The following is a 19,694-nucleotide window of genomic DNA, read 5'->3' as shown; positions in this document are numbered from 1 at the left end:
AGAATGTCGTTTGAATATTTTTTGTTGCAGTAAAATTTTATTTTTATGCCTTTTACTTTATCTCATGCTGTACTCGCTCCGCCTATTTCATATTTAACTGGCAACCGGCTCCCTGTTGCTGCGTTGGCGATTGGTAGTATGGTACCAGACCTGTACCGTCTTTTTACCCATAAAAATTCTAATATCACCCATTTATGGTCTTCGCTGATTCATCCTGATTTATGGATTGGTCTTATTTTTTGTGCGGTCTGGTATCTGATTTACCGGCCAGTGATTTATCGTTTTATTGGCATACAACATGATTTAAATATTCATAATCTATTTTCAGCATTCAGATTTATTTGCGCTATGTGTATTGCAGTGGTGATTGGGACAGCAACACATATTATTTGGGATGGTTTGACCCATGTGGATTTTCGAACTTTTGCCTTTTATGACATTCTCAGCCAGCAGTATCAAATTTTAGGACGAACTTATCCTCTACACCGGATTTTACAGATCGGAACTTCTGCTCTCGCCCTGCCTTTTATTCTGTGGATGAGTCTGCATTACTATAAAACTTACCGGCAATATCTAAGCGTCAGTCACAAGGTCCTCATCTTTTGTTGGGGTCTATTCGGTCTATCTACGCTCACAGGTTTATTTTCGACATGGGACTATATACGCTACATTCCGGATGAGGTCTGGCGATCTGATCTGTATTATTTTACCGGCCGCTCTATCAATGAATTCAGCCAAGGCTTTTTAATCACTTTTAGTCTGGGCTGTCTGCTATTTTTATTTCTGGATCGTGATCGGCGTATGGGTTAGGAAAATCTCCCACTTCCTGCTTATTCACTTTAAAATGATACTGTTTTTGCCTCAAGTTCTTGTGACAACATGCCCAAAGAGGCATAATCCTACCTTTGCTAAAGGCGGTACGCTGTTTACGTATACGCTTCCTTAACCCATATAGTTGGATTTTTAACGCTATGATGCGAACTCATTACTGCGGTTCTTTAACCGAAGCTCAAATTGACCAGACCGTAACATTATGCGGTTGGGTACACCGTCGCCGTGACCACGGTGGTGTCATTTTCCTTGACATGCGTGACCGTGATGGTCTTGTTCAAGTGGTTATCGACCCAGATACACCTGAAGCGTTTGCAACAGCAGACAAAGCACGTTCTGAATACGTATTAAAAATTACAGGCCGTGTACGTCGCCGTTATGCGGGTACTGAAAATGCCAACATGGTGAGTGGTCAAATCGAAGTATTGGGTAAAGAAATCGAAGTTCTTGCTCAATCCGAAACTCCTCCATTCCCATTAAATGATGAAAATACAAGTATTTCTGAAGAAATCCGTTTGAAATATCGTTTCTTGGACATCCGTCGTCCTGAAATGATCGATCGTTTACGTTTCCGTTCTAAAGTGACCAACCTGATTCGTAACTATTTAGACGATCACGGTTTCCTGGACGTTGAAACTCCGATCTTGACTCGTGCGACCCCTGAAGGTGCGCGTGACTACTTAGTTCCAAGCCGTGTATCTAATGGTAGCTTCTATGCTCTTCCACAATCACCTCAGCTGTTCAAACAGTTGTTGATGGTGGGTGGTGTAGATCGTTACTACCAGATCGCTAAATGTTTCCGTGACGAAGACTTACGTGCGGATCGTCAGCCTGAATTCACTCAAATCGATATCGAAACATCGTTCATGAGCGATGACGATATTATGGATTTGATGGAAGGCATGACTGTTAAGATGTTCGATGAACTTCTTGGCATCAAATTCGACAAATTCCAACGTATGCCTTATTCAGAAGCAATGCGTGACTACGCTTCTGACAAACCAGACTTACGTATTCCTTTGAAACTTGTTGACGTTGCAGACTTGATGCAAGACGTCGAGTTCAAAGTATTCGCAGGTCCTGCTAAAGATCCTAAAGGCCGTATCGTTGCGCTTCGCGTTCCAGGTGCGGGCTCACTGCCACGTAGCGCAATCGATGAATATACTAAATTCGTTGGTATCTACGGTGCGAAAGGTCTGGCTTACATCAAAGTTAATGAACTTGAAAAAGGCATCGAAGGTCTTCAATCTCCAATCGTTAAATTCATCGAGCCTATCGTGCTGGATCTATTGAAACGTGTTGGTGCTGAAAATGGCGACATCGTATTCTTCGGTGCAGACAAAGCCAAAGTTGTGAATGATGCAATGGGCGCACTTCGTGTGAAAATTGGTCATGACATGAACCTTGCAACTTGCGAATGGGCTCCGCTTTGGGTAGTTGACTTCCCGATGTTCGAAGAAACTGATGATGGCAAATGGACTTCTGTTCACCATCCGTTCACGCTTCCTAAATCAAGCGTTGAAGATGTGAAGAACAATCCAGGTGAGGCATTGTCTGTTGCTTACGATATGGTATTGAACGGTACTGAAATCGGTGGTGGTTCACTGCGTATTTATACTTTGGAAATGCAAAAAGCGATCTTTGAAGCGCTGGGTATTTCTGAAGAAGAAGCAGAAGAGAAATTCAGCTTCTTGTTAAATGCATTGAAATTCGGTGCGCCTCCTCACGGTGGTTTGGCATTCGGTCTGGATCGTCTGGTGATGTTGATGACAGGTGCATCTTCAATCCGTGACGTGATTGCATTCCCGAAAACCAAAACTGCTGAATGTCCATTGACTCAAGCACCTGCACCAGTTGAATCAACTCAACTACGTGATTTGGGTATTCGCCTACGTGAAAAACCAAAAGCTGAATCTCAAGAATAATTTCTTGATGATTTAAGTAAAAAAGCCCTGTTCTAGCAGGGCTTTTTTATTGCATTGAGAAGCCTGCACGACAGTGGCATAATAGCTTCAGTTTCTACTTTTAGGTGATTTGGCAATGGCGATGCGTCCTGCTGTTCGTAACCGTGGCATCATGCTGATCGTGTTTTCAGTCGTACAATGGCTGTTCATGCGTTATATCCTTGCAAACAACCTGTTTAATCTGGACACCAATGACCGTATTGTGTACTTCTGTCTGAGCAGTATTTTAGGCGCACTTGTCATTTTCGTAGGTCTGATTTATATGGTGCTTAAAGGCAATCCTGATCAAGAATCTTAATCAGGCAAGCTGCCCACCATGTACGCATTACTCAAGAACTTCTCCAAACTCCCGTTAAGATTCATTCAAAATTTAGCGAAAAGTGTTGGATCACTTCTCTATATCACGAATTCCTCGATTCGCCGTACTACAGAAATTAATTTAGGGATTGCCTATCCTGAACTGTCAGCATCAGAACGTACACGACTGGCAAAACGAAGTGTTCAAAGCCAATGTATGACTTATGCAGAATCTGTCAAAATATGGGGTTCTGCACCAGAGTTTGCATTAAAACAAATCCGGAACATTTATCATCCAGAAATTTTCACTGATGCACTGAAAAATCCAAATGGAACCTTGGCAGTCGTGCCGCACTTTGGCACCTGGGAACTACTGAATGCCTGGGTGAATCAGCACACTAGTCCAGTCATCATGTATAAGCCAAGTAAAAACCCGGATGTAGATCGGTTCATGCTGGAAGCGCGTCAACGCTTAAATGCAACCCTTGTTCCGACTGATGAAACTGGTGTACGGGCTTTATTCAAGCATTTAAAACGGGGTGGTTTTGCTGCGATCCTGCCCGACCATGTGCCTAAGGAAAGTGGTGGGATCTATTCACCTTTTTATGGTCAGAATGCCCTGTCTTCTACACTGTTATCCAAATTGGCTGCAAGGACACAATGTGCTGTGATTGGTCTGAGTTGCCTACGTCATGACGATTTAAGTGGATTTGACATTCATGTGACTGAATTATCCAGTGATATTTTGTCTAAAGACTTACAGCTTTCTGTGGATACCTTAAATAAAGAAATGGAGCGTATGATTAATATCGCTCCAGAGCAGTATGTGTGGGGGTATAAGCGGTTTAGGAAAGTAAAGGGGGAAAAATTGTGCTAAAAATAATCTTTCAAAGAAAGATTATTCTAGATAAAATATGTCTAGTCTAGGTTTTAATTTATTATTTTTTTATGTTCACTTCCTTTAAACTTTTAATAAAGAAATTAAAATATTTCATAATAGAACCAGATTTAAACAAAGAGTCAAACGTTCGATTTATTCATCAAAAACCAAGGCATTATAATATTGGTGATGATTTATGCTCACCAAAACATTATTTTGAATTCCAATCCAAGCAAAGGATAAATATCTTAGGAGGAGGCGTAGAGGATTCCCTCTATCAAAAAAAAATTGATTTTTTAAGCCTAGATCCTAAAAATTGTATTTTATGGGGAGTAGGTCAATCCAATAAAAAAATGACTCCTAAATTCATTCATGAATTACCATATTTAGAATGGGGAAGTAGAGATATTGATTGTGTGGATGATACTCATTTCTTACCCTGTGTGAGTTGTCTACATTCTATGTTAGACTTAGATATACTAAATAAAAATATTCTAATTTTTTTAAATTATGATAAAAGAATAACCTCACCAAATTTAACAAAAACTCTAAAAATAAATTACCCTGAGTATCAAATCTTATATAATAATTGTACTGAAATAGAATTAAAACAAGCATTTCAAAATTGTGATGAAATTATTACTAACTCTTTCCATGGCGCTTATTGGGGGTTTTTATCTGGGCATAAAGTTAGTTTAATTGGATATTCTTCTAAGTTTTATAGTTTAATAAAAGCAGTTGGTTTAGATACTTCAAAATTAATTTCTGTTCAACCTGCAAATAGCTTTCAATTATTAGAAGCTATCAATAAAGCCAAAACAGGAGAATTTTCACAAAAATTAATTAACCATAACTTCACTAAATCAAATTTTAGAAGTATAAATATAAATTTTGCAAATAAGCTTAAAAGTTCTGGTTTATTTAACTACATAGACCTTAAAAACATAGAGACTAGCAAATGAAAAGAATAATTTTAATTGCCAATTCTGATTATGTTTATGATATAAACAATCACATCAGCAATAATGATGTAATTGTACGCTTTAATATACCTAAAAATTCAACAATTCAACCTACAGGTAATAGAACTGATTATCTATTTGTTGCAAATACATGTGATTTAGCCAATAAAAAATTCAAAAAAAATAGTAAATTTATGAAGTTTACATCTGCTCTATCAACAGACACAAAAATAATATTCCCTTATAGTGATAATTTAATAAAAAAAATTAATCCAGATTGGACGAAAAAAAATTTGTTCACAACAGTTAAAAAACCTAATTGGAATAATATTTACTATAAAGAATTTATTGAAAATCATGGATTTACAGTATCCATTTTAGACGAAAATATTTATTGGGATGCTATTAATAGTATCCATAATTCAGAAAATATTCTTAGTACAGGCTTTCTAGCCCTATACTACTTCTTAACAAATCCAAATTTTAATGATTTTAAAATCTGTTTACATGGCTTTTCATTTGAAGGATGGGCTGGTCACAATTGGACAGGTGAAAAAGAATATATAACCCAATTAGAAAAAGATAATAAAATTTGCATACTACCTCTAAACAAAGTTGTATAAGTTAAATACTTATACAACTAAAGCAGCATAAACAATATGAAACTCATTACATGAAATGTTTCACAGCATAAAACTTATCACGCCACATACGTTTCTGCTTTTTCAACCCATACGATAAACTACGATTTTCTTTTTCCTTACGTGACACACCCTCAGAAGCCACTGTTCCCAAAATATCACTATCCAGACCAGCAGGTCGAACCAAGGCTGGCCATACCCCTAAACCTTTACCATTCTTACTCAGCCAAGTCTGGAAGAAAATATCTACCGGCATGTTTATGGTTTTACCAGCTTCTACAAACGCTCGAGCACCTTGACGTGACCAGATTAGCCCCAAACCGCGAATAGGAAAGTAGAAGGCATGCCAGACACTCATATCTTCAATCTGGGTAATATCTTTTGCCAGCTTTTTCTTTTTGGCGGCAATATTAATTAAATACCAATCTAGTTCTTTATGTTGGTCCAGATATTCAAACAGACCATCCAGCTTTGTCTTAAAGTCTGGATCAATCTTCATATCATCTTCAAGCACAACCAGGTAATCTGCATCAGTATTCAAAAACTTCTCAGCACAGCCGTAATGACTCAAGTAACATCCTAGCTCTGAATTCATGAGACTACGGCCTAAAATCTGCTGTGCCCCTCGATCATCATAGTTTGCAAATTCAGTTAATGCTTTACCACGACCATCCACCGCAGAAAAACGTTCAAAAGGCCAGTTTACAGCATCAAGCTGCTGCGTTGCCCGTTCGAGTCGTTCATGACTACCATCTAGATTTATCAGATAAGTAATTACTTTCATCATGAACCTCTAAGCTAAAATCGAATTGGGTAAATAACCAGCCAGTTTTTGCTGCATGGCCTCACTCACCTGTTTTGCTTCTGCTGGATTCAATTGATCCAGGCTTTGAATACATCCATATTTTATTACAGGATTATCTAAGGCTGAAATGAAACTGTTGAGACTAGCTTCATTTTTTAGATAAGCCAGCTCAATATCAGGCTTCAACTCAGCTTGCTGCTTTTGAATCTTGATATGATTCATCAGTGAAATGGGATTAAGCTGCTCTACACTGCGGAACTTGTATTTAATCTGGGTTTCCAACAACTGCGGATGTGCCAATAAATAACCCTTTAAGGCATGACGATCGACAATATGCGGATAATGGTGAATTTCAAAGAACTTTTTAAAACCCAAGATATCCGCTCCCAGCATTTGTGCAATCATGTGCTTAGGCTGAATCGGCTTGCCAAATTGAGCCTGCAAAAACTGGCGATATTTCAACTTTGATTTCAGCGCAAAACTGCTTTGCCAGTGACCATAGATCACCAAACGGTTATTGTTTAGAAAATCTTCTGGCTGCGCAGTTGAATTAAAGAAAAAGTCATCATTTAAATAAATAAAATAGTCAGAGAGTCCTTCAATATTCCATAGCAAACTTTCAATGGATCGGGTATTAAAAGTAGGTAAGTGCTGCTCATAACCCCTAAAAATTTCCCGATGATCCACTACACGGATCTTATCAGCAGAACACAGACCTTGTGCAGCAAACTCATCAATAAATTCTGGACGCTGGTTATCGGTCACCACAAAAATATTGCGGCAAAAAGGTACATATTTCAGGATTGAAGCAATATTGTAGTAGATTTCATTGTTACTTGCGAAACGGGTATCACTGACTGCGTCTGATGCATCTTCACCAGTCAGATATTTATGCCGTTTCTTTTTTAATTCAAGATCATTGCCATCCACCCAGGCAATCACAATATCAATCTGCTGCATTCACTTCATCACTTAAAAATCTGTACCTGATTGCTGAGTTATTACATCACATAATTATTGCCAAGCATCCTTGATCCATTGCGATGGCAGGACATAACGGTACCATTTACCACCACCGCCATTGATGGCATCTGGCGGATTGATTTCACCATGGAAAATAATAATTTTGACGCCTTCAGGCTTCACCGGTGGCTTGAAATAAGCCATGGGAATTTTTTGCAGACAGTGATATTTATAGCTCTTGCACCAAGTGTCCGGCCAGTAACTCAGTTTCTTTTCCTGATCAACATACCAGGATAAATAAGCCTGCTCATTACGAAACTTCTGACGGATCTCATCAAAATGTTCACGGAAATATGGCATCAAACCAGGAAAAGCTCCCAGCTTGAAACGATAAACCGAGCTATTTCCGGTAATACGCCATGGACGTTTCCAGTCATGAATAATCAGGAAATCACCCGGATGAGTAAAGAAGCTATCGATATTATCGACAATCACAACATCTAAATCGAGGAAAAGTGCATTTCCTTTTAAACCATACAAGTCAGGTTCAAAGGTCGATAACTTATTCCAGCCACGTTCAGGACTACCTTCTGGTAAGGCCAATGGCGGAATAGGAAAACATTCAACAGCAGGATCAATACCCTCGGTACGGTCTGTCAGACACACCATTTTAAAGTCAACCGTAGTATGACGCTTGACCATGTTGTATAAACGATTGACGTACTCTGCCCCATATTTGGTGCCCCACTTCATGCATAGCACAATATTCTGTTCAGACTGTGTATTCGTCTGACCTGACAGTGAGTCGTTTACGTTTTCCTGCATGTATTCATCTTCCACCAGCATTCTGCGCCATATCATACCATCTCTAAAGCAAAGTTACTCCCCCACTTTTCAACACCTTCATAATACTCAAAATACTTTATGGTATGATATGAAATCGCCTTGAGAACCCCAATATTGGCTTGGGCTCTGGCTCCCTTATTAAAAATACATAATCAGGTTGATATGAAAATAGCAGTTGCAGGCACCGGTTACGTCGGCCTTTCCAATGCCATGATCTTCTCACAACATCATGAAGTCGTGGCATTAGATATTATTGACAATAAAGTTGAAATGTTAAATCAGAAGATTTCTCCGATTCAGGATCCTGACATTTCAACTTTTTTAAGTGAAAAGCCACTAAACTTCCGTGCAACAACTGACAAATATGAAGCTTATCAGAATGCTGATTTTGTCATTATTGCGACACCGACGGATTATGATACCAAAACCAATTATTTTAATACCCAAAGCGTCGAAAGCGTCATTGGTGATGTGACCGAAATTAACCCTCAAGCGGTCATGATTATTAAATCTACGGTTCCGGTAGGCTTCACCAAAACGGTTAAAGAGAAATTTCATACAGACAATATTATTTTCTCTCCAGAATTCTTGCGTGAAGGTAAAGCCTTATATGACAACCTTTATCCATCACGTATTATTGTTGGAGAGAAGTCAGCGCGTGCTCAACAATTCGCAGATATGCTGATTGAAGGTGCAATCAAAAAAGACAGTCCTGTTCTGTTCACTGACTCAACCGAAGCAGAAGCAATTAAGTTATTTGCCAATACCTATCTGGCTATGCGCGTAGCCTTCTTCAATGAACTGGATACCTATGCACAAACTTTCGGTTTAGATACTCATCAAATTATTGAAGGTGTATGTCTCGATCAGCGTATTGGCAGCCACTACAATAATCCTTCCTTTGGCTATGGTGGTTACTGCCTGCCAAAAGATACTAAACAGTTACTTGCAAATTATAGCCAGGTACCAAGCAATCTGATTCAAGCGATTGTGGATTCTAACCGTACCCGTAAAGACTTTATTGCGGATTCTATTTTGGCTAGAAACCCGGCTGTGGTCGGTATCTATCGTTTGGTAATGAAAAGTGGATCTGATAACTTCCGTGCTTCTGCTATTCAGGGCGTGATGAAACGCCTGAAGGCCAAAGGTATTGAAGTAATCATCTATGAGCCAACGCTCAAAGAATCAGAGTTCTTTAAATCTAAAGTAATTACCAATTTAGATGATTTTAAACAGCAAGCAGATGTGATAATCACTAATCGTAGATCCAAAGATCTCAGGGATGTTGAAGATAAAGTGTATACACGTGATATTTTTGGAGGCGATGAATGAAAATTCTGGTAACAGGTGCTGCAGGTTTTATTGGATTCCATGTTTCCAAAAAGCTTTTAGAACGTGGTGATGATGTGGTCGGTTTCGATAACATGAATGATTACTATGATCCAGCTTTAAAACAAGCTCGTGTAGATCTATTAGTAAAAACTGCTGAACAACATGCTGGCCAGTTTAACTTTATTCATGCCAATCTTGCAGATAAAGCTACTGTAGATCAATGTTTTCAGGATCATCATTTTGATCGTGTGATTCATCTCGCTGCACAAGCTGGGGTACGTTACTCACTTGAAAACCCGATGAGCTATGTAGAAAGTAATATTGTGGGTTTCACCAATATTATTGAAGCTTGCCGTTATGCCAAGACCCCACATCTAACTTATGCTAGCACCAGTAGTGTCTATGGTGCTAATACCACTATGCCTTTTAGTGAAAAGCATGGTGTCGATCATCCGATTCAGTTTTATGCGGCAACAAAACGTGCCAATGAATTGATGGCACATAGTTATAGTCACCTATTCAAGCTACCAACCACCGGCCTGCGTTTCTTTACCGTATACGGTCCTTGGGGCCGCCCAGATATGGCACCTTTTAAATTTACTAAAAATATTGTGGAAGGCAAATCAATTCAAGTCTTTAACCATGGCAATCATACTCGTGATTTTACTTTTGTCACCGATATTGCTGAAGGGGTAATCCGTTCCAGCGACCAAATTGCCAAGCCTAACCCAGCTTGGGATAGTAATTATCCAGATCCATCAACCAGTAATGCGCCATTCCGAATTTTTAATATCGGCAATAGTAAACCTGTAGAATTAATTGATTTTATAAGAGCCATCGAAAATTCTGTTGGCAAGAAAGCACTCATAGAAATGCTTCCCCTACAGGAAGGGGATGTACCTGATACTTTAGCAGACAGTTCTGCTTTAGAGCAAAGTGTAGGTTATAAACCCTCGGTTTCTGTTGAAGATGGCGTGAAGCAGTTTGTGGATTGGTATCTAGATTTCTATCAGGTTTGACACTGATCTCCAGATAATAAAAAAGGACTCAAACGAGTCCTTTTTTCATAGGTTTAACTTATTTTACATAAGTTAACCAGTGTGCATATTTAGGGTCTTTACCCTGAACCGCATCAAAGTAGGCTTTCTGGATTTGAGTCGTAATTGGACCACGTACCCCTTCACCAATTTGACGGTCATCATATTCACGGATTGGTGTGACTTCAGCAGCAGTACCAGTGAAGAAAGCTTCATCTGCGATATAGAATTCGTCACGAGTAATACGGCGTTCTACCACTTCATAGCCAAGATCTTTAGCAATGGTAATAATCGATTGACGAGTAATACCGTCTAATGCGCCACCAGCGATGTCTGGAGTGTGAATTACGCCATCACGTACTAGGAATACGTTCTCGCCTGAACCTTGGCATACATAGCCTTGTGGATCAAGCAGCATTGCTTCGTCATAACCAGAATGTGCCACTTCTTGGTGAGCAAGAATCGACAATGTGTAGTTACCAGATGCTTTGGCCTTACACATGGTTACGTTTGGATGATGGTGTGTGAATGATGAAGTTTTTACACGAATACCTTTCGCCATCGCATCATCACCAAGGTAAGCACCCCAGCTCCACGCTGCAACTACAGCATGAATCGTATTATCAGTTGCGGCAATACCCAGTTTTTCAGAGCCAATAAAAATAATTGGACGTAAATAGCAAGATGCCAATTTATTTTCACGAACCACATCAATTTGAGCTTGTTCTAAAGCTGCTTGATCAAATGGAACTTTCATTTGATAAATTTTTGCAGAATTGAGCAAACGTTTGGTGTGTTCTTTCAGACGGAAAATAGCCGTTCCATTCGGGGTTTCATAAGCACGGACACCTTCAAACACACCCATGCTGTAATGCAAAGTATGTGTTAATACGTGAGTTTTCGCCTCACGCCAGTCTACTAGTTGTCCATCTTGCCAAATGAAACCATCACGATCAGCCAAATTCATGCCACAAACTCCAATTTTTCACAATTATTCACTATCCAGTGCAAATACTGCACTTGGATCAATCAGTCTTTGCCATAACTTGCAAACGGTCTTTCGGGTATCGTGCCAGTCGCTTGCAGACACTTGCATGGATTGATTTGCAAGGGCTAAGCGGTGGCTCTCGGCGCGTTCACGGAGATAAGCTTGAATCAGAGCAGTCGCATCGTCGCTGGATAAGCAACCTGATTTTGCGGCATCCTCAAGGATTCTTACATTGTCGGAGTAATGGGCGAGATCTTTATTCGTCCCACTCCAAGCTAACACCGCATACTGTGCCATAAATTCGATATCAACGATACCACCTGCATCTTGTTTTAAATGAAAAATCCCATCTTTTTTTTGCTCTTTGGAAGAACCCAGATGATCTTTCATTTTCTGACGCATTTTCAGAACTTCACTACGTACATGACAGATATCCCGTTTCTGAGTAAGAATTTTACAGCGTAGTGCTTCAAATGTCTCTCTCAGGCTATCTTCTCCGGCAATGGAACGTGCGCGTACCAAGGCTTGATGTTCCCATAGCCATGCATTTTTCAACTGATATTGCTCAAATGCTTTCAGGCTAGTGACCAGCAGCCCTGCTTCTCCAGAAGGACGTAGACGAGTATCGACTTCATAGACACGTCCATCCAGTGTTTGTGTGGTCATGAGCGACATAAACTTCTGTGCTACGCGCATAGCGAACTCAAAACCGCTAATTGGCTTGAGACCGTCCGTATCAGCCTGCTCCCCCATATAGTGAATGAAGACCAGATCCAGATCCGAACCATAGCCCAACTCAATGCCACCGACTTTGCCATAGCCAATCACGACAAAAGCTGTATGTTCTATCGAGCAGCGCTGCCCTTCTGCATCCAGTGGAAAACCATGTCTTTTGGCCACAATCTGATAAGCCAGATGCAGCGCAGCATTCACTGAGACTTCTGCGATATCTGTTAAGGCATCCGAGACTTTCATTAAAGGACTTTCTGCCAGCACATCACTGGCAGCCACCGCAAGCACATTGGATTTTTTAAACAGGCGTAGCACCCGCATCTGATCTTCGACTTGGTCAATTTCGATTCTGAGCAATTGCTGACGCAAGCTATCTTCTAGATACTGACGTTTAGGCAATTCAAAATCCATCGACAGGAACTCATCCAGTAACACCGGATAATGGGTAAGTTCCTCACATATCCAGGGGCTGACAGTCGCCATTTTTACCAAACGCTGTAAAGCACCTTTACTTTCAATCAGCATCACCAGATATACCGTACGACGCATGACCGATTCAACCAATGGCATCAGGCGGACCAGTGCAACTTGCGGTTTATCTGATTCCAGAATCGCCTCTATCAGATAAGGCCAAAATGTTTTTAAACGTTGAATGGCTTTGGCTGGCAGTTTTTTTAAGGCATGTCCATGCCAGAATTCATGTACCAGATTTTTCGCATGATCATCTAAAACTTCATTCAGCTGTTGTTCGAGTTGAGAAAAACTTTTGCCTTGAGGCTCTGGTCCATTTTCCTTGATCAAGTGCTCAAACTGGTAAATCACTTTAGCGCGTTTTTGATCCAGCACTTCCATAAAGGCGGACCAGTCTGAAAAGCCCAAAGTATCCACAATACGTTGACGTAAATCTGGCTCAGTCGGCAAACACTGGGTCTGTTGATCATGCAGCGCTTGAATAGCATGCTCTACCCGGCGCAGGAATAAATAGGCATCTTCCAAGTCAATTACTGCCTGCTCATCCAGCAGTTCAGCCTCATCCAGATGATTCAGGCTAACCAGACATTGCCGGTCTTGCAGCTCTAACTTGGCTCCGCCATAAATCAGCTGAAAAACCTGCACAATAAATTCAACTTCACGGATCCCGCCAGCCCCAAGCTTGATATCGTCTTCAATATTGCGGCGCTGTACTTCACGCTCAATCATTGCTTTCATTTCACGCATCGCTTCGAAAGCGCTGTAATCGACATATTTACGGAAGACGAAAGGGCGGGTCATGTCCAGCAGTTCATCACCTTCTGGACTTGGATTGACAATACGGGCCTTGATCCAGGCATAGCGTTCCCATTCACGCCCATGCTGACTGAGATATTTTTCTAGTGCGGCATGACTGATGGCTAAAGCAGAACCATCACCCCAAGGGCGCAAGCGCATATCGACACGAAATACAAAACCTTCAGCAGTGATATGATCCAGCAGATAGATTAACTTTTGCCCCCACAGAATACAGAACTGCTGAACGTCAATGCATTTACGCCCATCCGTTTCACCCTGTTCATCAAAGGCAAAAATCAGGTCGATATCACTGGAAAGGTTGAGTTCCTGAGCGCCCAACTTGCCCATCGCAATGATGATAAGATCTTGAACTTTCCCGTTATAGCCAATTGGCTGGCCATATTTGGAAACTAGAGGAATACGGGCAAATTCTTTGGCAGCACAGATACAGGCATCAGCGAAATCAGACAGCTCGCGAGTCAGCGTGATGACATTGGTAAGTTGATTGGCATCCTGCCAGATCCAGCGAAACATCAGACGGGCACGCAAAATACGTAAACTGCGCATCCACATGGTTTCATCGCTGATATTTAATAGATTGGAATAAATTAAGTTTTGAATCTGTTCAGTGCCGAGTGATCCCTGAAACTGATCAATTGCATAATCCTGATTCAATAGATCTTGATGATTAGCCAATACCTGTTCTGCATACTGGCTGGCTCTTAAGGTTTTCTGCAATTGTACCGCGTCCATCACTCGGTGATTCCCTCAAAACTTTTATTTAGTTATAGCAGGAGTTCACGCCGAGTGGGAACGGTTTTAAAAAGAAATTTATGATTTTCAGGACTTTTCAGTATGCAGGTCTTCAAGTACCAATGCCTGATGATCATTGGTCACTTTAGGTAAATGCACAGTAAAGGTGGTTCCAGCGCCTTCTTTAGAATCTACGGCAATCTGTCCATGGTTCAGGTCTACAAAACGCTTACACAGTACCAAACCCAGACCTGCGCCTTTCTCATTGTCCGTGCCTTTTAAACTCACCGTGAGATTTGGTCTAAACAGATTTTCCATTTGCTCTTCAGTCATACCGAGACCAGTATCCTGAACAGTGATCTTGACTTGCTCACCTTCCATTTCAGCAGCCAGAATCACCTGTCCACCCTGATCAACTGGAGTAAATTTCAGCGCATTCGATACCAGGTTCTGCAAGACCGAAGTAATCATGTTGATATCAGCATGCACCTTGATATCTTCAGGAACCTGGTCAATTACTTCAATATTCTTTTTCAGTGCCAGACTTTTCAGTACATCACAGACAATTTTAGTAGACTGTTTTAATTCATAGTTAATTGGATGATAAACAAAACGTCCACCCTCTGCCATCGCCCAGGTCAACAGACTTTCTAACAAGTTATACGTCGATTGAGCCGTATCATATAAATAATCAGAAATACTCTGGATACTGGCTTCATCCAGAGTGTCACGTTCCTGCGCCAATACTTCCGAGAAGCCTAACAGGCCATGGAAAGGTGCACGCAAGTCATGAGCAATAATCTGGAAGAATTTGGTTTTACTGAAGTTTTGCGCACATTGCTGTTCATATAACTCTTTTAGTTCAGTATGCTCTTCATTCAGTTTGACTCGCTTGACTAAAGTTTCAGCAAATTGCTGGACGATAATAATAGCTTCCTGATCAAATACTTCAGTCTGATCATCAAAGAAAACCACCTGCCCCAGAAACAGGCCTTGGTCTGATCTTAAATTAAATGCCACCAGCCGCTGATGAGCTACACCAAGGCTTTTTACGTAATCTGATAATTCTGCATATGCAGGATGATTTTGATCGATCACATCCATTTCTTGTAGATATTTAGGGATGTCCACATTCTGTGGTACGTGTAAACCGCGAAAACCGAGCGGACAGCTGTGCCAGATATAGGGTTCCGTATGGAATCCGATGATACAGGTCTTGGTGCCGAGTACTTTACGCGCGACTTTACAGAAGGTGTCTAATAAATTGTCAGAGGTATAGACACCTAAAATGAGAGATATACGGCACGAGCTTAACTGCTCCGTATTCTGACCGATCTCTAGCAGTTTTAGTTCCATGTCTGCCTCTCTGGATGTTATGGAATATAGAATAAAAAATTACAACCGACTAAATTAATACAATCAATAACAAAGATTCTATATTTACTCAACGTTAAAATCTCACTTATCGACCAAAGGATTTGTTAACTTATTTCTCTAAAGATACATTGATAGCTTCAATACCTTGATATTTAAATATTAAGAATTACTTGAAAAAATATTCCTCTTATAAAAAATTACATATAATTATTTGAAATTCCTGAATTCATTTCAAATTGTTTCGATATCACCTTAATATCCAAATTATACGAAGAGAAAAACAGCTCACTTTTCTTCTGATCTTCAGGTAAATAAAAGCCTTTGAATTTTCAAATATATAGAAAATACCTATTGTCACTTTCTAGAAAAGTAGAGCGCTGATAATATTAACTTTGACCTAAATCTATTTCTATCTTTTAAATATTCTTAATAATCATAAAATATTGAGAGATTTAAATAGTTTATTTATGCACTGAAACCTATTTCTTAAGTAATCAAAAATATTAAAAGTTTACATTTTTTTACAGTTAACAATGACTTATAGGAACATTCTTGAATTTTCATGGAAAATAAAAATTAATTATAGTGAATAAAAAAGCGACAAAATGTCGCTTTTCTTTAATTCAGTTTACAATCAGTTATCTGATATTAGGGCAACTTGCTGCACATAGTTAAACAGCTTTTGCTTTGAGGCTGCCACTTCTTCTTCCGGTGCCTGATTTTTTAGATCACGATGTACACGTAAATAATGCTGACGTAAGGTATGACGTTCTGTCGCATTATAGGTTTTGGTAAATTCGTTAATTGCAGGATCACCATCTTTCACGATACGGTCAACCCAACGCTGCAATTGTGCTGTCTTTTTCAAACCCTGTTTCGGAGTCAGATAAGACAAAATTACGGTTTCATTTTCATTACGAAGTAATTTACCAATACGTGAAAATTGACGACGGCGTGCTTCATGTGAACTGATTTGCTGGACATCCAGCAAAGCTTCAATCAGACGTTCTTCAACGGGTAAATTTTTAATTTGTTTCGCACTCAGTTCTGCCAACTGTGCGCCTAAAGCAGCCATACGCTGAACTGCTTTTTTCTGTTCGGTTTTACTTGCGCGTCCCTCTAAAGATTCAAAGTCTTCTTCAGTTAAACTGCTCGGTCGACGTGCCACGATTAATCTGCCTCATAAAATTTTGCCGCAAATAGTGCCTGAATTTCAGATAAGGCCTTTTCCTCATCTGCACCTTCAATCACTAAGCGTAAAGTTGTTCCTTTGCCCGCACCAAGCATCAGCAAGGACATAATATTTTTGGCATCAACCAATTTGTCCGACTTGCCAATCTGGATACTGGAACGAAATTTGGTGGTAACTTCAATGAGTTTACCTGATGCACGCGCATGTAAACCTAGTTTATTAATTACGTCAACAGTCGTATCAATCATGACCAGTGCTTCATTTCTCGGTGGAGGACTTGAATAGACCATTTTGCCTCAAGCGCTTTTTTTAGTCTATCCACAATATAAACAGAACGATGTTGGCCGCCAGTACAACCAATCGAGATGGTCATATAATGACGATGACCCTCCGCAAAGGTCGGCAGCCATTTGTCTAAAAAATGATAAATATCCTGAAACATGTCTTCGACCTGATCACTTTTTTCCAGGAATTCCTGTACTGGCTGATCAAGGCCTGAATATTTGCGCAGTTCGAGTTCCCAATGCGGATTCGGCAAATGACGGACGTCAAAAACATAGTCAGCATCTAAAGGAATGCCATGCTTATATCCAAAAGATTGCAGAATCACAATCAGGTTATCGGTCTGCCCTAGCTTGTACAGCAAGGTATGTTTCAGATCGTGCACACTTTTATCGGTGGTATCGATATGCACTGTGGAACGGAGTTGGATCGGCATCAGCAGGACTTTTTCTTCCTGAATACACTGATGCAGGCTCTTAAAACGGGCAGCCAAAGGATGCGGACGGCGTGATGCACTGAAACGGGCAATCAGCTCCTGATCCTGCGTGGTCAGATAGATGACATCTACCGTACCATGCTGTTGCAACTGTTCAAATACATGGTCGAATTCCTGCAAATCTGCACGGGTACTACGTACATCCACCCCAAGCGCTAACTGTTCCAAATTATTTTCACAGTTCAGCTTCGCCACAATTTCAGGAAGTAAGGCCAAAGGCAGATTATCAATACAGTAATAACCCAAGTCTTCAAGTACCTGCAATGCAGAAGATTTACCTGAGCCAGATTGTCCTGTCACAATTAAAATGCGCTTCATGCCTTACGATCCTTTTACTTATCCAGCTGCGTATTTGATCTGCAGATTATCAATCAGACGAGTTTTCCCTAGTTTCGCCGCGATCAGAATCACGACATCCTGATTAAACTCATCAATTTTCTGCAATTCCGGTGTACGGGCTTCTACATAGTCCACTACCAGACCAGCATCTGTCAAAGTTTGACGGATACCTGCCAGTGCTTCCTCCAAAGTTTTACCTGCATGTAACTGCTGCTCAGCAGTTTTCAGACTTTGAAAAATAACCGGTGCTGTCACACGTTCCTGCTCGCTTAGATAGCCATTGCGCGAACTGAGTGCCAGACCATCTTCAGCACGGGCAATTGGCACACCAATCACTTCCAGCGGAATATTCAAGTCTTGAACAAACTGACGAATCACAGCCAGTTGCTGATAGTCTTTCTGACCGAAGAAGGCATAGTTGGGCTGAACAATATTAAATAATTTGGTCACCACGACCGCTACACCATCAAAATGACCCGGACGCTGTAAGCCACATAGGTCATTGGTGATACCAGACACACTGATATTGGTTAGACGTGGCTTGTTACCATACATCTGCTCTACCGTTGGGGCAAAGACAATGTCACAACCTACATCTGCCAGTAACTGCTGATCCTGCTCTAAAGTACGTGGATAATTATCAAAATCTTCATTTGGTCCGAACTGGATCGGATTAACGAAAATACTCACAACAACGACATCACACAGTTTACGCGCCTCACGCACCAGATTCAGATGCCCCTGATGCAGGTTACCCATGGTCGGGACAAAACCAATAATTTTACGCGCAGAACGTGCAGGATTGAGCGAAGCAGATAATCCTTGGATGGTTGTTTCTGTTTTCATGTTACAACTCGACTTGGAATGTTTGTTCAGGTGCTGGGAATGAACCATCTAACACAGCCGCACGATAGGCTTTAAATGCATCCAGAATTGCAGTCGCACCAGACTGTTCTTTCATAAAGTTACGTACAAATTTTGCAGTGTGGCCAAAGGTCAGACCGAGCATGTCCTGAACGACCAGTACCTGTCCGTCAGTGGCTGCTCCTGCTCCAATCCCAATCACCGGAATATGCGGGAATAGTTCAGTAATCTCCTGACCCAATTGGGCAGGCACACATTCCAGTAACAGCACTGCTGCACCGGCTTCAACCACTGCCTTACAGTCAGCAATCAGTTGATCGGCCGCTTCACGGGTACGGGCCTGTAGTTTATAGCCACCAAAGACATGCACCGACTGTGGAGTGAGACCCAAGTGAACACAGACTGGAATCCCGTTACGGGTTAGAACCTGAACGGTTTCTGCCAGCCATGCACCACCTTCCATCTTGACCATTTGTGCACCGGCCTGCATCACCGTTTTTGAACTTTGTAACGCATCATTTAGAGTGGCATAACTCATAAATGGCAGATCAGTCATAATCAGTGCATGCTGATTGCCACGGCGAACCGCTGCGGTATGGTAAGCCATATCTTCTACAGTCACAGGCAAGGTTGAATCACGACCTTGAATCGACATACCCAAAGAGTCGCCAATCAGAATACTGTCAACTTCAGCAATTTCCATGGCTTTGGCCATACTGGCATCATAGCAAGTCAGGCAAGAAAATTTGCGTCCTTCCGCTTTATATCGTCTTAAATCACTGAGACTGATCATGAAGATGTTCCTCTATTATTGAAGTTCTCTCGAACATGCCAATAATTAAAA

At 40.8% G+C, this 19,694-nt stretch carries 19 protein-coding genes; 8 read left to right on the top strand and 11 right to left on the bottom strand.

Annotated elements, in window-relative coordinates; translation table 11 throughout:
• Positions 1-45: 45 nt before the first annotated feature.
• The 6 genes from ACEWB7_RS08520 to ACEWB7_RS08495 all read left to right on the top strand — a co-directional run bounded on the left by ACEWB7_RS08520 (position 46) and on the right by ACEWB7_RS08495 (position 5,557).
• The gene (locus ACEWB7_RS08520) at positions 46-810 is read left to right on the top strand and encodes a DUF4184 family protein (protein WP_411580596.1); all 765 of its coding nucleotides are present in this window, start codon (positions 46-48) and stop codon (positions 808-810) included.
• A gap of 161 nt (positions 811-971) precedes the next feature.
• Positions 972-2,756: an aspartate--tRNA ligase gene (gene aspS, locus ACEWB7_RS08515; RefSeq protein WP_034704264.1), complete on the top strand. Its 1,785-nt coding sequence runs from the start codon at positions 972-974 to the stop codon at positions 2,754-2,756.
• 115 nt (positions 2,757-2,871) lie between these two features.
• Positions 2,872-3,093 carry a hypothetical protein gene (locus ACEWB7_RS08510; RefSeq protein WP_005232078.1) on the top strand — a complete coding sequence of 74 codons (222 nt, stop codon included), beginning with the start codon at positions 2,872-2,874 and terminating at the stop codon, positions 3,091-3,093.
• Between the two features lie 18 nt (positions 3,094-3,111).
• The gene (locus tag ACEWB7_RS08505) at positions 3,112-3,969 is read left to right on the top strand and encodes a lysophospholipid acyltransferase family protein (RefSeq protein WP_411580595.1); all 858 of its coding nucleotides are present in this window, start codon (positions 3,112-3,114) and stop codon (positions 3,967-3,969) included.
• A 71-nt stretch (positions 3,970-4,040) separates the two neighbouring features.
• Positions 4,041-4,934, top strand: coding sequence for a hypothetical protein (locus tag ACEWB7_RS08500; protein WP_044112817.1), 894 nt, complete (start codon positions 4,041-4,043; stop codon positions 4,932-4,934).
• Positions 4,931-5,557, top strand: a complete 627-nt coding sequence (locus ACEWB7_RS08495) for a hypothetical protein (RefSeq protein WP_411580594.1) — start codon at positions 4,931-4,933, stop codon at positions 5,555-5,557. The genes ACEWB7_RS08500 and ACEWB7_RS08495 overlap by 4 nt, the downstream gene beginning before the upstream one ends.
• 46 nt (positions 5,558-5,603) lie before the next feature.
• On the opposite strand, the gene ACEWB7_RS08490 is transcribed toward ACEWB7_RS08495, so the two are convergent.
• Genes ACEWB7_RS08490 through ACEWB7_RS08480 form a run of 3 tightly spaced genes read right to left on the bottom strand, consistent with a single transcriptional unit; the run spans position 5,604 to position 8,168 of the window.
• Positions 5,604-6,359 carry a glycosyltransferase family 25 protein gene (locus tag ACEWB7_RS08490; protein WP_411580620.1) on the bottom strand — a complete coding sequence of 252 codons (756 nt, stop codon included), beginning with the start codon at positions 6,357-6,359 and terminating at the stop codon, positions 5,604-5,606.
• 9 nt (positions 6,360-6,368) lie between these two features.
• A complete protein-coding gene (locus ACEWB7_RS08485; RefSeq protein ID WP_411580593.1) occupies positions 6,369-7,340 on the bottom strand; it encodes a stealth family protein in 972 nt (323 codons plus the stop codon).
• 54 nt (positions 7,341-7,394) lie between these two features.
• A complete protein-coding gene (locus ACEWB7_RS08480; protein WP_411580618.1) occupies positions 7,395-8,168 on the bottom strand; it encodes a glycosyltransferase in 774 nt (257 codons plus the stop codon).
• Between the two features lie 183 nt (positions 8,169-8,351).
• On the opposite strand from ACEWB7_RS08480, the gene ACEWB7_RS08475 reads away from it, so the two are divergent.
• Both ACEWB7_RS08475 and ACEWB7_RS08470 read left to right on the top strand, forming a co-directional pair.
• A complete protein-coding gene (locus ACEWB7_RS08475; protein WP_411580592.1) occupies positions 8,352-9,521 on the top strand; it encodes a nucleotide sugar dehydrogenase in 1,170 nt (389 codons plus the stop codon).
• Positions 9,518-10,540 (top strand): NAD-dependent epimerase, encoded by a 1,023-nt coding sequence (locus tag ACEWB7_RS08470; protein ID WP_125279357.1) that lies wholly within the window; start codon positions 9,518-9,520, stop codon positions 10,538-10,540. The genes ACEWB7_RS08475 and ACEWB7_RS08470 overlap by 4 nt, the downstream gene beginning before the upstream one ends.
• A 58-nt stretch (positions 10,541-10,598) precedes the next feature.
• Here ACEWB7_RS08470 and ACEWB7_RS08465 read toward each other — a convergent pair whose 3' ends face one another.
• The 8 genes from ACEWB7_RS08465 to panB form a co-directional block, all read right to left on the bottom strand.
• On the bottom strand, positions 10,599-11,525 hold the full coding sequence (locus ACEWB7_RS08465; RefSeq protein WP_411580591.1) for a branched-chain amino acid transaminase: 927 nt from the start codon (positions 11,523-11,525) through the stop codon (positions 10,599-10,601).
• Between the two features lie 24 nt (positions 11,526-11,549).
• Positions 11,550-14,300, bottom strand: coding sequence for a bifunctional [glutamate--ammonia ligase]-adenylyl-L-tyrosine phosphorylase/[glutamate--ammonia-ligase] adenylyltransferase (gene glnE, locus ACEWB7_RS08460; RefSeq protein WP_411580590.1), 2,751 nt, complete (start codon positions 14,298-14,300; stop codon positions 11,550-11,552).
• Between the two features lie 87 nt (positions 14,301-14,387).
• The gene (locus ACEWB7_RS08455; protein ID WP_411580589.1) at positions 14,388-15,656 is read right to left on the bottom strand and encodes a sensor histidine kinase; all 1,269 of its coding nucleotides are present in this window, start codon (positions 15,654-15,656) and stop codon (positions 14,388-14,390) included.
• A 655-nt stretch (positions 15,657-16,311) separates the two neighbouring features.
• Complete coding sequence (yjgA, locus tag ACEWB7_RS08450) at positions 16,312-16,845, bottom strand: ribosome biogenesis factor YjgA (RefSeq protein ID WP_005232100.1); 534 nt, start codon at positions 16,843-16,845, stop codon at positions 16,312-16,314.
• A gap of 2 nt (positions 16,846-16,847) precedes the next feature.
• Positions 16,848-17,117 (bottom strand): HPr family phosphocarrier protein, encoded by a 270-nt coding sequence (locus tag ACEWB7_RS08445; protein WP_034169914.1) that lies wholly within the window; start codon positions 17,115-17,117, stop codon positions 16,848-16,850.
• Positions 17,114-17,965, bottom strand: a complete 852-nt coding sequence (gene rapZ / locus ACEWB7_RS08440; protein ID WP_034703488.1) for an RNase adapter RapZ — start codon at positions 17,963-17,965, stop codon at positions 17,114-17,116. The genes ACEWB7_RS08445 and rapZ overlap by 4 nt, the downstream gene beginning before the upstream one ends.
• An 18-nt stretch (positions 17,966-17,983) precedes the next feature.
• Positions 17,984-18,832 carry a pantoate--beta-alanine ligase gene (panC, locus tag ACEWB7_RS08435; RefSeq protein WP_411580588.1) on the bottom strand — a complete coding sequence of 283 codons (849 nt, stop codon included), beginning with the start codon at positions 18,830-18,832 and terminating at the stop codon, positions 17,984-17,986.
• 1 nt (position 18,833) lies between these two features.
• On the bottom strand, positions 18,834-19,643 hold the full coding sequence (gene panB / locus ACEWB7_RS08430; protein WP_411580587.1) for a 3-methyl-2-oxobutanoate hydroxymethyltransferase: 810 nt from the start codon (positions 19,641-19,643) through the stop codon (positions 18,834-18,836).
• Positions 19,644-19,694: the final 51 nt, after the last annotated feature.

This window comes from Acinetobacter sp. NIOH-H-8 (genome assembly GCF_046635365.1).
In the GTDB taxonomy this organism is placed as follows: Bacteria; Pseudomonadota; Gammaproteobacteria; order Pseudomonadales; family Moraxellaceae; genus Acinetobacter.
Note: the sequence above shows the minus strand (reverse complement) of the source record. Positions and strands in the feature narration are given on the sequence as shown.